The 14,147-nt window shown below is 70.4% G+C and carries 16 protein-coding genes; 11 read left to right on the top strand and 5 right to left on the bottom strand.

The window, feature by feature from the left end:
• The first annotated feature begins 64 nt into the window (after positions 1-64).
• On the top strand, positions 65-760 hold the full coding sequence (locus QFZ74_RS00740; protein ID WP_307618823.1) for a type 1 glutamine amidotransferase domain-containing protein: 696 nt from the start codon (positions 65-67) through the stop codon (positions 758-760).
• A 271-nt stretch (positions 761-1,031) separates the two neighbouring features.
• The gene (locus QFZ74_RS00735; RefSeq protein ID WP_307623995.1) at positions 1,032-1,187 is read left to right on the top strand and encodes a DUF6131 family protein; all 156 of its coding nucleotides are present in this window, start codon (positions 1,032-1,034) and stop codon (positions 1,185-1,187) included.
• A gap of 82 nt (positions 1,188-1,269) precedes the next feature.
• Here QFZ74_RS00735 and QFZ74_RS00730 read toward each other — a convergent pair whose 3' ends face one another.
• Both QFZ74_RS00730 and QFZ74_RS00725 read right to left on the bottom strand, forming a co-directional pair.
• Positions 1,270-2,214: a CAP domain-containing protein gene (locus QFZ74_RS00730; protein ID WP_307618822.1), complete on the bottom strand. Its 945-nt coding sequence runs from the start codon at positions 2,212-2,214 to the stop codon at positions 1,270-1,272.
• 1,117 nt (positions 2,215-3,331) lie between these two features.
• Positions 3,332-3,745 (bottom strand): RidA family protein, encoded by a 414-nt coding sequence (locus QFZ74_RS00725; RefSeq protein ID WP_373462330.1) that lies wholly within the window; start codon positions 3,743-3,745, stop codon positions 3,332-3,334.
• A 149-nt stretch (positions 3,746-3,894) separates the two neighbouring features.
• On the opposite strand from QFZ74_RS00725, the gene QFZ74_RS00720 reads away from it, so the two are divergent.
• The 5 genes from QFZ74_RS00720 to QFZ74_RS00700 all read left to right on the top strand — a co-directional run bounded on the left by QFZ74_RS00720 (position 3,895) and on the right by QFZ74_RS00700 (position 9,437).
• Positions 3,895-5,349, top strand: a complete 1,455-nt coding sequence (locus tag QFZ74_RS00720) for a WGR domain-containing protein (protein WP_307618820.1) — start codon at positions 3,895-3,897, stop codon at positions 5,347-5,349.
• 53 nt (positions 5,350-5,402) lie between these two features.
• Positions 5,403-5,867, top strand: a complete 465-nt coding sequence (locus tag QFZ74_RS00715; protein ID WP_307618819.1) for a DUF5990 family protein — start codon at positions 5,403-5,405, stop codon at positions 5,865-5,867.
• A gap of 239 nt (positions 5,868-6,106) precedes the next feature.
• Complete coding sequence (locus QFZ74_RS00710; protein WP_307618818.1) at positions 6,107-8,404, top strand: molybdopterin cofactor-binding domain-containing protein; 2,298 nt, start codon at positions 6,107-6,109, stop codon at positions 8,402-8,404.
• Between the two features lie 8 nt (positions 8,405-8,412).
• Positions 8,413-8,889 carry a (2Fe-2S)-binding protein gene (locus QFZ74_RS00705; protein WP_307618817.1) on the top strand — a complete coding sequence of 159 codons (477 nt, stop codon included), beginning with the start codon at positions 8,413-8,415 and terminating at the stop codon, positions 8,887-8,889.
• Positions 8,890-8,969: 80 nt separating this feature from the next.
• The gene (locus QFZ74_RS00700) at positions 8,970-9,437 is read left to right on the top strand and encodes an HIT family protein (protein ID WP_307618816.1); all 468 of its coding nucleotides are present in this window, start codon (positions 8,970-8,972) and stop codon (positions 9,435-9,437) included.
• Positions 9,438-9,456: 19 nt separating this feature from the next.
• Here QFZ74_RS00700 and QFZ74_RS00695 read toward each other — a convergent pair whose 3' ends face one another.
• A complete protein-coding gene (locus QFZ74_RS00695) occupies positions 9,457-9,798 on the bottom strand; it encodes a helix-turn-helix domain-containing protein (protein WP_307618815.1) in 342 nt (113 codons plus the stop codon).
• Positions 9,799-9,898: 100 nt separating this feature from the next.
• Here QFZ74_RS00695 and QFZ74_RS00690 point away from each other — a divergent pair, with 100 nt between their 5' ends.
• Positions 9,899-10,456: a carboxymuconolactone decarboxylase family protein gene (locus QFZ74_RS00690; RefSeq protein WP_307618814.1), complete on the top strand. Its 558-nt coding sequence runs from the start codon at positions 9,899-9,901 to the stop codon at positions 10,454-10,456.
• Between the two features lie 8 nt (positions 10,457-10,464).
• Here the strand turns inward: QFZ74_RS00690 and QFZ74_RS00685 are convergent, their stop codons facing one another.
• Positions 10,465-10,995 carry a dihydrodipicolinate synthase family protein gene (locus QFZ74_RS00685; RefSeq protein ID WP_307618813.1) on the bottom strand — a complete coding sequence of 177 codons (531 nt, stop codon included), beginning with the start codon at positions 10,993-10,995 and terminating at the stop codon, positions 10,465-10,467.
• 41 nt (positions 10,996-11,036) lie between these two features.
• Here QFZ74_RS00685 and QFZ74_RS00680 point away from each other — a divergent pair, with 41 nt between their 5' ends.
• Complete coding sequence (locus QFZ74_RS00680) at positions 11,037-11,261, top strand: hypothetical protein (RefSeq protein ID WP_307618812.1); 225 nt, start codon at positions 11,037-11,039, stop codon at positions 11,259-11,261.
• A 285-nt stretch (positions 11,262-11,546) separates the two neighbouring features.
• Here QFZ74_RS00680 and QFZ74_RS00675 read toward each other — a convergent pair whose 3' ends face one another.
• Positions 11,547-12,314: an enoyl-CoA hydratase/isomerase family protein gene (locus QFZ74_RS00675; protein WP_307618811.1), complete on the bottom strand. Its 768-nt coding sequence runs from the start codon at positions 12,312-12,314 to the stop codon at positions 11,547-11,549.
• A gap of 339 nt (positions 12,315-12,653) precedes the next feature.
• Here QFZ74_RS00675 and QFZ74_RS00670 point away from each other — a divergent pair, with 339 nt between their 5' ends.
• Both QFZ74_RS00670 and QFZ74_RS00665 read left to right on the top strand, forming a co-directional pair.
• Positions 12,654-13,121, top strand: coding sequence for a phospholipase A2 (locus QFZ74_RS00670; RefSeq protein WP_307618810.1), 468 nt, complete (start codon positions 12,654-12,656; stop codon positions 13,119-13,121).
• A gap of 225 nt (positions 13,122-13,346) precedes the next feature.
• On the top strand, positions 13,347-14,054 hold the full coding sequence (locus tag QFZ74_RS00665) for a FadR/GntR family transcriptional regulator (RefSeq protein ID WP_307618809.1): 708 nt from the start codon (positions 13,347-13,349) through the stop codon (positions 14,052-14,054).
• The last annotated feature ends 93 nt before the right edge of the window (positions 14,055-14,147 follow it).

The raw sequence follows: 14,147 nt of genomic DNA, 5'->3' as shown, positions 1-14,147 counted from the left end.
GGCCTATGTTCGAGACGACCTCACGGCCCCCTACGGGCGCCCCGCACCCCTCGGAGCAAACCTCATGGCCAAGATCCTTTTCGTGATCACCGGTGCCGACCACTGGACCCTCGCCGACGGGAGCAAGCACCCCACCGGCTTCTGGGCCGAGGAGGTCGTCGCCCCGTACCGCGCCTTCAAGGACGCCGGTGACGAGGTCGTCGTCGCCACGCCTGGCGGAGTCCTGCCCACCGTCGACAAGGGCAGCCTCGCGCCCGAGATGAACGGCGGCCAGGAGGGCGCCGACAAGATCGTGAAGACGCTGGCGGAGATGACCGGCCTCCAGCACCCGGTCGCGCTGCAGGACGTGAACCTCGACGACTACGACGCCGTCTACTACCCCGGCGGTCACGGCCCCATGGAGGACCTCGCCGTCGATCCCGTCTCCGGCAAGTTCCTCACCGACGCCCTGGCCTCGGGCAAGCCGCTGGGCATCGTCTGCCACGGTCCCGCCGCGATGCTGGCCGCGAAGAAGAAGGACGGGACCAACGCCTTCGCCGGCCGCAAGATCGCCGCCTTCAGCAACGCGGAGGAGGACCAGGTCGGGTTCGCGGACAAGGCGAAGTGGCTGCTGGAGAACCGTCTCCGGGACGAGGGAGTCGACGTCCAGGACGGCAAGCCGTGGGCTCCGCACGTGGTCGTCGACGGAAACCTGGTGACCGGCCAGAACCCCGCCTCCTCCGCGCCGCTCGCCGCCGAGATGCTCAAGAAGCTGGGGTGAGACGGGGGCTGGCCCGGAGCCGTCCGGCCTCCGGGCCCGAGCGGCCGGGCCGCTTCATGCCCGAGGCCTGCCCGGAGCCGCGCGGGTCCTGTGCCCGAGGCGCTAGGCCCCGGGGGCTCGAGGCCGGTCGCGAGCCCCCGGGCTGACGGTGTCGCAGGGCTGATTCGCCGCGACCTGGGTACTCGCAGTGATGTGGACGTGCCACGACCTCGTGGACGGTCGGTCCGACGGGTTGTTCGTCAGCGTGGTGCTTCCCTGCCTGGAGGAAACAATGATCATTCTCGGGATCATCCTGCTGGTCGTCGGTTTTGTCACGGGGATCGGCGTCCTGTGGACGATCGGAATCATCCTGCTGGTCATCGGCCTGATCCTCTGGATCCTCGGCCTGATCGGTCACGCTGTCGGCGGTCGCCGTCACTATTGGTGACGCGGCCTGCTGTGACTGTGACACGTATGTCCGCTCCGGTGACGTGGCCGCTCATCGGCGGTCGCGTCACCGGCTGGTGGCATCACCGAGCGGTGGCGAAGTCCTGGGTCCAGTAGCTGCCCGGCTGCGCGAGGCCGACACCGATCTCGTTGAACGAGCAGTTGAGAATGTTGGCCTTGTGACCGGGGCTGGACATCCAGCCCGCCATGACCTGATCGGGAGTGGAGTACCCGTAGGCGACGTTCTCGCCGTATGCGCTCCAGGCGTATCCGGCGCGCGTGATCCGGTCGGCCGGGGAGGACCCGTCGGAGCCGGTGTGCGACATGTTCTGGTGAGCCGCCATGTCCGCGCTGTGTGCCTGAGCGGCCTTGTTCAGGGTCGAGTTGAGGGTCACGGCCTGACAACCGACCTTGCTGCGCTCGATGTTGACGAGTTCCACGATGCGGGCGATCGTCGACGACGAGTTCGCGGACGTACTCGTGGCCGTGGCAGCGCTTGTGGACGCCGAGGCGGTGGCCGTAGGTGTGCTCGTCGGGTTCGGCGCGCTGGGCGTGCTCTTCGGACGCGGGGCGGTCGCGGTGGCGGAAGCGGAAGCGGCGGCCGAGGCGGTGGGCTTCGGGGGCGCGGAGAGCGTCGTGGCCCGGGGCTTGGGGGACGCGGTCCTCGGGTGGTGCGCGTGCTGCGCGGGCGTCGTGGCCTTGTGGTGAGAGGCGGTGGCCCGGGGCTTCGGCGACGCGGTGTGGTGTCTCGTGGGGTGCGCGGAGGCGGTCGGAGTCTTCGACGTCTTCGACGCGGCTGAGGCCGGCTCGAAGTTCCCCTCACTGTTCCAGTGACGATCCCAGTCGCCGTACCAGTCGGCCTTGTTCCACTGATTTCCGGCGTTCACTCCGGCGCCGGAAAGGCGGTGTTCCGCGTTGTCCTGCCAGTTGGCGCAGGCCATGGCTATGGACGGCACGCCCACCGCGCTTATGACGGCAGCGGCGACGACTATCCGGCGGTAGTGCGGCTTCTTGCGATGCGTTCCCATGCGTGACCTCACTCGGTAATCGCCGAGCGCTCCTTGTGTGGCTGGCTTTTGTGCAGACCTCGCCCCTGAAGTGCGGAGATGACCTGCGGATCGTCATTCTTAGGGCAGCTTGCCACACGGTGCAAAGGGCTCCGAGGCGGACCCTTCTCAGATTTCGGAGGCCTATAACCGAGCGCCGCGAGGCGTGATTACCGGGCTTTTCCGGCCCGCGCGTCGTGCTGTCGCCCCGTCAAAAACCCACGCCTTTCGAAGGATGAGTGAACGTTTGCCGCGAGGCTGTTACCGCCGACTCCGGCGCGACGCAGAATGGCGCCAAGTTGGACAAATCTCATATGTCCCCGGAGGGAGTTCGCCGCCTGGCGGGTTTGGTTCTGGCCTTCGATGTGGCGGACGTCACGAAGTCGCGCGTTCCCATTCCGGTCGACCGCGGTCAAATCGCCCTGACCAGGGCAAGCGACGCCGAACGTCCAGAACCACCGCCGCACTGGCGACCGTCCGGTGCTCGTGTCGAGCGAGGCGAGCCGTACCGTGGCTCGCCCGCCCGGTTCCATGAAAGGTGAGAACTCCTGACCGGGCCCGTCCTCGTCGACAACGACATCAACTGGGCCGCCCGCGCCGAGCGCCACAACGGCTGCGCGACGGGCGTCGACTACTTCGTCCACCTGCACCTCGGTGACGGGGTCGCTGCGTCGTCGTCAACGACGGCACCGCGCGCCGGGGGCATCACGGCTTCGTCGGCGAGGTCGCCCACCTCTGCACGGCGGGCCCGGACGGCCCGGCCGTCCCCTTCACGGAGGTCTTCTCCGCCCTCGGTCTACGCCGCCCGGCCTCCACCGTCCACCGCGATCGACGCCCGGCCCTGCGGACGCTGTTGGAAGGCGACGGCGAGCGGGCGGACCGGGTGCGCGCCGTCCTCGCGGCGGCCGTGGCCCTGGCGGATCCCCCCATGGTCGTCATCGGGGGCGAGTGGGGGAGCTGCCCCCGCATGGCCGCCGCGACCGACGACCACTTCGCTCGTACGCCGCGACCTGTCCCGGTCCCTCTCCCGGGCGACGGCCCGATCAGGCCCGTCGCCTTGCCGGCCTGCGCCGGCCGGTCATGACGAGCAGGTCCCTCGCTACTCCCCGGCGGTGTCGACGGCGGCCACACCGTCGATCTCCACGCGGACGCCCTCGCGGACGAGTTGCGCGACGACCGTCGTCCGGGCGGGCATCACCGGACAGTCCGCGAAGAACTCCTGGTACACCCGGTTGAAGGTCCCGAAGTCCGCCCGGTCGCCGAGGTAGCAGGTGCACTTGACGATCAGGTCCTTCCGGCTGCCCGCCGCGACGAAGACGGCGACGAGGTTGTGCAGCACCTGCCGGACCTGGGCGGCGAAGTCGTCCGGTATCGCGTTCGTCGCGGGGTCCAAGGGGCCCTGCCCGGACGTGAGGACCAACCCGTCGACACGGATCGCCTGCGACAGCGGCGGCTCGGTCCCGTCCGGGAAGCGTGCGAAGGGGGCGTTCTCGGTGCGGATGGCTTCGATCACGGGCGCCATTCTGCTCCAGCGGGCCCGACCGCGGCAGTCGTTCGCTCGGGCTCCTTCGGGCTCCGGCGATTGTCAGTGGTCCCTCTTACGGTTTGAGCAGTGGGAGCTGCCGATGAAGCGGCAGGTCCGTCGTGGGGGAGGGGTGTGCCATGTCCATGGGGTCCGCGGTGTCGACGTCGACGTACCTGGAGCTGTCGCAGGAGAGCGGTGGAGCGCACAAGTACTACGAGGTCACGGTCGACGGGCACACGGTGACCGTGCGGTACGGGCGTATCGGAGCCGCCGGGCAGACGCAGACGACGACCTTCCCGACGCCCGAGAAGGCGCACACCGCCGCCGCGAAGAAGGTGGGGGAGAAGGTCCGCAAGGGCTACGCCCCGGCCGTGCGTGGACAGCGTGCCCCGCGTGCGGTGACCCGGCGCCAGGTGACGTCGGCGCCGTCCACCGCACGCGGCGTCGCCCCCGTGCTGTGGCGGTTCCGCACCGGCTCGGCGGCCTTCGGGATCCACGTCGACGACGACCGCTGCTGGGTCGGCAACCAGGCGGGCGACGTCTACACCCTGGACCACTCCGGCGACGTCCTCGCCCGCTTCAGCCTGCCGGACGACGTGAAGTGCCTGGTCGCCGACGAGTTCTGGATCTATGCGGGCTGTGACGACGGCAGCGTCTACGACCTCTCCTCCAAGCTCCCGTTCGCCGCGTACACCATCGCCGCGGACGTCGACATCTTCTGGCTGGACATCCACCAGGGCGTCCTGAACGTCTCGGACCGCCAGGGCGGACTCACCGTCATCGACCACGAGGACGAGCACCAGTGGTCGCGCCGCAGCGAGGGCCAGTCCGCCTGGATGGTGCGCGCCGACGACCGCGGCGTCTACCACGGCCACCGGCGCGGGGTGACGGCCTACGCGCCCGGCGGCACGGGGCAGTTGTGGCACACGCCCACCCAGGGCGCGGTGCTCTTCGGCTGGCAGGAGGACGACGCCGTGTACGCGGGCACGGGACACCGCGTGGTCCAGCGCCTGTCGAAGGACACGGGCACGATCGAGGCCACCTACACCTGCGACAGCGCGGTGTACGCGTGCGCCACCTCGCCCGGTGGCCGGTTCGTCTTCGCCGGAGATTCCGCCTCCTCCGTCTACTGCTTCGACCAGGACGGTACGCGCCTGTGGAAGCTCGGCACGGGCAGCGGCTCGGCACTGTCGATGCAGTACCACGACGAGCGGCTGTACCTGGTCACCACGGACGGCTCGCTGGTGTGCGTCGACGCGAGCGAGGCGGCCATCACCGCCGCCCAGCAGGGCACGGTGCCCGTGGCACGCGACGTCAAGCTCGCGGCGGCCCTGCCGACGTACGCACCGGCCACCACCCTGGGCGCGGTGTCGACCGTGGCCCACGCCCCGGCCGGCGCGATCGTGGTCGAGTGCGTCCAGCAGAGCGGACGCCTGCGCGTGCAGGTGGTGTCGGACGGCTACGACGCCTCGTGGAACGTCCAGTTCCCGCGCGCGATACGGGAGCCCGGGGCGCGGTACGTCGTGGACGCGCTGCACCCGGCGGCCGGCGGCTTCTACCGGGTCCGCGGCGACATCCGGCGGCTGCTGTGACGCGGGCGGGGGAAGGGATGACGGCCGGGGTGGGTGCAGGGGCGACGGCCGCCATGCGGATCCGTATCGAGGCCGTCGACCTGCCCGGCCGTACCTGTCCGTCGCCCGCCGCCGGTGCCGAGGCCTACGCCGGCATCCATGTCGCCGTGCAGCGCCGCGAGCGCCCGGGCGAGCTGCTCGGACTCCAGCCGGGCGACGGCCCGTCGGCGTCCTGGGAGCTGGAGTGCACCGCCACGGCGACGCCGAACGGCATGGACATCAAAGGCCCTTACGTCCAGGGCCGTCCGGGCGGCCGGTTCGTCTACCTGTCCTGGGGGACCGTCGACGACGCGGGCACCTTCACCATGTTCCGCCGGGCCAAGCTCCTGCTGGACGCGGTCCCGGCCGAGGTGATGGCCGCCGCGACAGGCAGCGGCCTGCTCACCGGACGGCTGGGGCTGACCGACGCCTGCGGCATGCCGCTGTGCGCCCGCGTCGTCCCTCCGGCCATCAACTGGACCGCTGAACCCGGGGCCTGACACATCCGGGGGCAGCGCGGGCGGGCCTGGTGGTGGGCGTGCCGCACGAGAGACATGGGGAAGACGTGAAGGCCTAGGTCATCCAGGGGTTCGGAGGCGCCGTCAGCGAGGAGGATCTCGTGGCGGGGCCCGCCACACCATGGCCGGCACCCGCCAGCCGTGGATCTCGTGTCGCCGGAGGACAGTCGATGGAAACTCAGGGGCGCCCGTCAGGCCCGTCAGAACGCGTACCGGCCTCCATGACGGAGGAGGGGATCGGCCGCCGCCGCTTCCTCGGCTACGTCCTGGGCGCCTCGACGCTCACCGTGGCCGCCCAGCTCGGCGAGGCGGCCGTCTCCCCCACGGAGGCGGCCGCGGCGGTACCGTCCGCGCCGGGACCGGCGGAGATCTACGACCTCAACGACATGCTCACCCACGCCGCACTCCCGACGGCGAACCTGATCACCATCCGTATCGACCCCGACGGCACGGCCTCGTTCACGCTCCCCCGGGCGGAGGTCGGGCAGGGCATCACCACCTCCAGCGCCATGCTGATCGCCGAGGAACTGGACCTGCCGCTGGACAGGATCCGGGTCACCCTCGCCGACGCCCGCCCCGAACTGCTCTTCAACCAGCTCACCGGCGGCTCCAACACCACCATCTCCACCTACACGCCGATCCGCGTCGCGGCCGCCGTCGCCCGCGGCCGGCTCCTCAAGGCGGCGGCGCTCGAACTGGGGGACACCCTCGCCACCCTCACCGCCAAGTCCGGGGTCATCACCTCCTCGGTGACGGGAAAGAGCCTCACCTACGGCGAACTCGCCGAGAACGCCGCCTCGGTGACCACCAGCCAGGAGTCGGTCACGCTCAAGGACGCCGCCGACTTCGAGATCATCGGGACCGCCCAGCGGCGGGTCGACGCCCTCGACGCGGTCACCGGGCGCAAGAAGTTCGCCATGGACCTGCACATACCCGGCGCCCTGCCGGCCATGGTGTGCCGTCCGCCGACCATCAACGGCACGGTGCGTGCGGTGGAGAACCTCGCCGAGGTGCGCGCCATGCCCGGCATCACGGACGTCGTGCAGGTCTCCACCGGCGTCGCCGTCCGGGGCCGTACGTTCGGCCAGTGCATCGACGCCGTGCGCGCGCTGCACGTCACCTGGGGTCCGGGGACGGCCGACGACGCCGACGACGACTCCATCCGGGACGAGCTGCGCCGAGCCGAACTCCCGCTCCCCGCTCTGGACTTGCTGACCAAGTCCGTCGACGCCCGCTTCACCTTCCACTTCGCGAGCAACAGCCCGCTGGAGACCAACTGCGCTGTCGCCGACGTACGGTCCGACTCTGCGGAGATCTGGGCGAGCCTCAAGTCCCCGATCGTCGCCCAGGAGCAGATCGCGCAGGAGCTCGGACTGCCCGTGACCGCGGTGAAGGTCCATGTCACCGAGGGCGGCGGCTCGTTCGGCCGCAAGCTGTTCCACGACGCGGCCGCCGAGGCCGCAGAGATCTCGAAGGCGATGGGCAAGCCGGTCAGGCTGATGTGGCATCGAACCGACGACTTCCGGCACGGCCGCACGCACCCGATGTCCACCTCCCGGGTCCGGGCGACGTACGCGCTCGGCAACGTCCTCACCTACGACCAGCGGCACACCTCCCTCGCCACCGACTTCGGCCACGGCGTCGGCGAGATCATCACCGCCGAGGCGGCCCGGCTGCCCGTCGGCGACCTCACCTTCTCCGAGACGATCTTCGCGCTGACCCAGCAGACCCCGTACCACTTCGGTGTCGTCACCCAGCTGCTCAGCGAGACCGACAAGAGCTTCCACACCGGCTCGATGCGCAACATCTACTCGCCCAACGTGCGGTGCGCGCAGGAGCTGGTCGTGGACGAGCTCGCGAAACGGCTGGGCAAGGACCCGTACACGTTCCGGCGCGCTTTCCTGAAGGAGGAGCGCGCACGGGCGGCCCTCGACAAGGTCGCCGAGGTCGGCCACTGGGGCCGGAGCATGCCCGCCGGCACGGCACAGGGGATCGCGCTGCACCCGGAGTACCACGGGTACGTCGCCGTCCTGGCCGAGATCGACTGCCGCCCGGAGACCACCGGGCGGAAGATACGCGACGCCTATACCGGCCCGCGCGTCACCAAGGTCGTCTGCGCCGTCGACGTCGGGCTGGCCGTCAATCCGCGCGGTCTGAAGGCCCAGATGATGGGCGGCATCATGGACGGAATCGCCATCACCCTCACCTCCGGCCTCCACCTCGACAAAGGTCACTTCGCCGAGGGCAGTTGGGACAACTACTTCTACACCCGCCAGTGGAACACCCCGCCCGAGCTGGAGATCGTCGTCATGCCGCCGACCACCGGACAGCCCGGCGGTGCGGGGGAGCTGGCCGTCGCGGGCGCCATGGCGGCCGTGGCCTGCGCCTACGGCCGCGCCACCGGCACCATGCCGACGACCTTCCCCATCAACCACACCGAACCGCTCGGCTTCGAACCGCTGCCCACCACCCCGCCGATCCCCGAGTCCCCCACCGACGGCCTCGGCCGCGCCTTCTAGGAGCCCCCGTGCCCGAACACACCTTCATCCTCAACGGCAAGCCCGTGACCGTCGACATCGAGGACGACGTAAGGCTGCTGTGGGTGCTCCGCGACGTCCTGGGCGTCACGGGGCCGAAGTACGGCTGCGGTCTCGGCGTGTGCCAGGCCTGCACGAGCCACATCAACGGCAAGGCGTTCAACCCCTGTTCGGTGCCGGTGCGGGACCTCGCCCCCGACGACGAGGTCACCACCATCGAGGGCCTCCCTGCCACTGTCGGCAAGGACCTGCACCCCATGCAGGAGGCCTGGCTGGAGTACGACGTCGCCCAGTGCGGCTACTGCCAGCCCGGCCAGATCATGACCGCCGTCGCCAAGGTCCACCAGGCCCGGGAGGAGGGCCGCGAGATCACCGAGGCCGACCTGGACGAGATCCGCAACGTCTGCCGCTGCGGGACCTACCACCGCATCCGCGAGGCGATACAGGCGGGCGCGAAGAAGTACTGAGGGCGTACAGGATGATCCCGTGATCAAATACTGAGCGGGAGCTACGGAGCTACGGATCTGTCGAGGGTGGGGAAGTGCCGATGGCTGAGGGGACCGGGATGAACGGCGGTTGTCTGGCGTGCGATCTCATGCTGCGGGAGGCTCCGCTGCCGGGCGGGACCGTGCTGCGGACCGAGTCGTGGGTCGTCGAGCACTGTGTCGGGCCGCTGGGGCTCGGCACCCTCGTGGTCAAGCCGGCCCGGCACGTGGTGCACGTCGCGGAGCTGACGGCGCGGGAGTCGGCTGAACTGGGGCCCCTGCTTCATCGGGTGAGCGTCGCCGTCACGGAGGTGATGGCGCCGGAGCAGGTCTATGTGTGCCTGTGGTCGCACGCCGGTGGGGTCCCCGGCCACATTCACTTCGTGGTGCAGCCGGCCGGCAAGGTGGACATGGCCCGCTTCGACGCCTTCGGTCCGGCACTTCAGGTGGCCATGGGCGCCGCGGAGTGCTTCCCCGAGGCGGCGGAAGTGGAGCGGGTCTGCGACCGGTTGAGGGACGTGCTCGGCTGACCCGGTTCAGCCTGCGCGGTCACTCAGTGAGGCCCATCTCCTCCGCCCACCGACGGCTCCAGGCGTTCAGCGGGCTGAGCGCGTCGACGAGTTCCTCGCCCAGCGGGGTGAGGTGGTACGCGTCGCCGCGCAGCGCGAGCACGCGGGCGTCGGCCAGCTCGCCGAGCCGGGTGCTGAGCACGCTGGAGGACATGCGCTCGCACCGGCGCTGCAGCTCGCGGAAGCCCGCCGGGGCCTGGCTCAGCTCCCACAGGATGCGCATGGTCCAGCGCCGCCCGAGCAGATCGAGCGCGGCCATGACCGGACGGCCGGACGTGGACCCTCGTACGGGTACGCCCGGCTGAGGCGTTCTGGATTCCATACCTGCCCTGCCCGCCTCTCCGCCACTTCCCGCTGCCCTTGCGCTTCGGTCTTCGAAGCATCATAGTGATGCGGAAATCGAAGCAGGAGGCGTATGAGACATGACACGCATCGAACCGCTCGACCCGCCGTACCCCGACCCCGTCGACCGGGCGCTCCGTCGATGGATGCCTCCCGGAGTGCCGCACGAGCCGCTCACCCTGTTCCGGGTTCTGCATCGCCACCCCGAGCTGGCATCACGCATGTTCGCCCTGGGAGCCGGACTGTTGAGCCACGGTCTGCTGCCTGCCGTCGACCGCGAGATCGTCATCGCCCGAGTGACCGCACGCGCCGGGTGCGCCTACGAGTGGGGCGTCCACGCCGCCACCCTCGCGCAGCAGGCAGGCCTGGACCTGGAACAGCTACGCGCGACCACCGACCCTCACCCAGCCGGTGTTCGGTGGTCGCCACGCCATACGGCACTGCTCGACGCGGTGGACGAGCTGCACGACACGGCTCGACTCTCGCAGCCCGCTTGGGATGCCCTGCACGCGCACTACGAAGACGCGCAACTGCTGGAGTTTCTCGTGCTGACAGGCTGGTACCGCACCATCAGCTACCTGGCCAACGGCCTCCTCCTGGAGGAGGAAGGCTGGGCGACGCCCTTTCCGGCGCGATGATCAAGTCGTCAGTGTTCGGGGGCGTTCACGCCTTCAACGCTGCCAGATGTCGCTCCAACTGCGGACCCAACGGCCCCGGGCATCGGCGCCGCCGACGGACGTAGCGATGACTCATCGATCAGCCCGCGCCGCCGGATGGCCTCCTTGCGGACGGCGAGCCCGATCCTGGCCTGCGCCTCGAAGTTGATCAGCGGCAGATAGGGGAGGTAGGCCTCGCGGGCCGCGTCGTAGCCGCCGGTGCGCCACGCCTGGACACACGCGAGCAGGCCCTCCGGGCAGGAAAAGCCGGTCATCGCCCCGGTGGCCCCGGAGGCGAGCTCGTCCAGCAGGCCCAGTCCGCCGAGGCCGCCGAACACCGGGGTGTCGAGTTCGGCGGTGAGGTCGGCCACCGCGGCCGGGGTCGGAGGTGCCTCGGCCTTCACCCCGACCACGGAGGGCACCGCGCGTACGACCTGGACCAGGTCGGCGGTACTAATGGCGACCTTGCTGGTCTCCGGATGGTCCTGTACGACGATGCCCGCCCCGGTCGCCTCGTGCACGATGTCGAGGTGGTCGGCGACGATCGCGGGGATCCGGCGAGTTGACCGACCATGAGGCCCGCGAGGCGTTCCCCGAGCACGTCGCGGATCAGTCGTGCCTCCTCCAGGACCGGCGCCGTGGCCAGCCCCGTGACGCCGGTGACCAGGGGCAGGTCGACCGCCTCGGCGACGATCTGGAGCACCTGCGCCGCTCCTCGCCCGAGAGTCGCGCGGCCTCGCCGAAGACGCCGAGCACGGTGGCAGGTCCAGCCCCTCGAAGACCATGAAGGAGAGGGTGCACGGCCAGTCCTCCAGGTGCTTGCCGGCCTGCGTCAGCACGTCGGTCGTCCCACCGGACCCGCCGCCCTCCCACCGTGACGGCGTGCAGAACTCAGCAGCGATCAGGGAAACCCTCCTGAGGCTCGTAGCCCAAGACGGCCCCGTCCCCGTCCAGGAGCGGGCGCATGCCGCCCAGCGAATCATCGTCCGACACCAGCTCCAACACGGAAAATCCCTCAACACTTCGATCACGCATGTGGCGTTCTGTAGCCGGTCGAGGTTGAACGACAGGCTCAGGTCGTGCCGGTGACGCGGGAGAGGAAGGTGCGCAGGGCCGCTTGCATGCTCGGGTAGTCGGCGGCTGGACCGGGCGGGGCGGTGTGGAGGCGTTCGCGTACGGGGGTGAGGAGCGCGTCGACGGAACGCTTCGCGGCGCGGATCGCGGCCGGCGGGTGAGCGGTGATGGACGCGACGAGGGCGGCGACGGCGTCGTCGAGTTCGGCTTCGGGGACGCAGGTACTGGCGAGTCCGAGGCGCAATGCTTCCGGCCCGTCGACCAGGCGTCCGGTGAACAGCAGGTCGCGGGCCGCGGCCGGTCCGGTGAGCAGCGCCAGCCGCGCGGCGAAGGCGGGCGGCACCAGGATGCCCCAGCGGGCGATGGGCATGCCGAGTCGCGCGTCCTCGGCGACGACGCGCAGATCGCAGGCGCAGGCGAGTTGGCAGCCCGCGCCGGCCGCCGTGCCCCGGACGGCCGCCACGACGGGGACGGGTAGCCGCTCGATCGCGGTGAACGCGTTCTCCATCGCGGCGAAGGCGGAGTCGATGTCGGCGGGCGGCACGGAGAGCCACTCGCGGATGTCCGAGCCGGCGCTGAACGCACCATCGCCCGATCCGGAGACGACCACGGCACGCAGGTCCCGATCCGCGGCCAGCTCGTCGCAGAGGGCGGCCAGGGCCAGCCAGTCGGAGGTGGTCAGCGCATTGGCCCGCCGTCCGGATCCCACTCGTACGGTCGCGATCGGACCGTCGTGCCGGACGCCGACCGAGCCCCCGGCGGTCACTGGACGGCTCCGGCTCCGGCTCCTGCTCCGGTTCTGACTCCGGCTCTGGTTCCGACTCCGAATCCGACTCCAGCTGCGGGCAATTGCGGGGTTCCCATGGAAGCTAGAGCCTCAGTCGGGGTTGGAGCGCTGTCAAGGGCGCCAGAGGCGTGGGTGGTGAGCGCGACTCGCAGGTGGTGACAGGTGAGCCGTGCGCGCCGGAGACGTACACCATCACGCCCCAGACGGATCAGCCCTGCTCATTGCGGTTGCTCCCGCTTTGTCAGCAAGATCGAATCCGCTGGAACCGGCCACTCGACCACCGGTCACCTCCCTCACCCCTGTCGCCTCGGAGGCCCCATGCGTCACAAGCTCGCGTCCGCACTCGCCACCACCGTCCTGGCCCTCACCGGAGTCGCGGGCACCGCCGCACCGTCGTCCGCGACGGAACCCACCGTGCGCGAACAGGCGGACGTCCTGATGAACCTGCCGTACGAGCAGTTCAACGCGGCAGCCCACGTACCGCCGTTCAACTGGACCACCGACGGCTGCAGCGTCCCCACCGGCTTCGCCCCGTACAGCAGGGTCTTCCAACCGGCCTGTGTGCAGCACGACTTCGGGTACCGCAACTACGGCGCCCGCTGGGAGCTGAAGCTCGACCCCACCCGGTCGGCGAAGGAGTGGATCGACGGCCGCTTCCGCACCGAGATGCACCGCGTCTGCGACAACACGTACACGCTCCCGCTGACCCACGCCGGCTGTGACAACGCCGCCGAGGCCTACTACGCCGCCGTCCGCATCGGCGGCGACCGCGCCTTCTTCGGCTGAGCCGCCCGGCCTCGGCACTGACCGCCGCCAAGGTCCGTCCCCGCTCGAATCGAGTCAGATACCGGCGCCCGGTGAGCCACTTTCCGGCCCGTGGGTGGATTGGACGGACCACTGGGCCACTAGACCGGTGGACTAGAGTGGTTCAGCCGGGTCCGTACGACAACAGGCTGCCATGCGGGCAGACTTGAGGATCGACGGACCTTCTCCGGGAAGGGGCCTGCGCCTGTGACCGAGTCGCTGCGTCCGCTTTCACGACCCCGGCTCTACGAGCAGGTGGTCGCCAGACTGCGGGAGTACGTCGAGCACGAAGACCTGCACGCGGGGGACAACCTGCCCCCGGAGCGTGAACTCGCCGAGCGGCTCGGCGTCAGCCGGACCTCGGTACGGCAGGCCATCGTCGCGCTGGAGGTGCAGGGCCTGGTCGAGGTGCGCCACGGGGGAGGGACGTACCTGCTGCGCGACCGGCTCGACGCCGAATCCCTGGAGACGATGATCGACCGGCGGCGCCGGCTCCCGGACGTCCTCGACGCCCGGGACGCGCTGGAGACCAAGCTCGCCGCGCTCGCGGCCGAACGCCGTACCGGCAAGGACCTGAAGGAGATCGACGCGGCGCTGACGGCCATGGCCGGGGCCGTCGAACGCGGCGAACTGGGTGTCGCGGAGGACAAGCGCTTCCACGCCGCCGTCACCACCGCCGCCCACAGCCCGCTGCTCGCCGCGTTCATGGGCGAGATCGCCGTGCCCATCGCGGAGAGCCGCGCCGAGTCGCTGCGCCAACCCGGCCGTCCCGCACTGTCGTTGGCGCAGCACAGGGACATCGCCGCCGCGATACACGCGGGCGACCAGGAAGCGGCGGCGCGCGCGATGCACCACCACGTGGCGACCGTCGGCGACGTGAAGCTGCTGGACTGGCGGGACGAGGAAACGGACTGATCCGAGGAGTCGCGCGCGTCCCGAAGTCCGTCGGTCTGAGCGGCGGTTGCGGAGAAATGTCCGCCCCTGACCTCATGACCGTAAACCCTCTTG

This window comes from Streptomyces sp. V3I7, from assembly GCF_030817495.1.
In the GTDB taxonomy this organism is placed as follows: domain Bacteria; phylum Actinomycetota; class Actinomycetes; order Streptomycetales; family Streptomycetaceae; genus Streptomyces.
The sequence above is the reverse complement of the archived record's forward strand: the minus strand, read 5'-3'. Positions and strand labels throughout refer to the sequence as shown.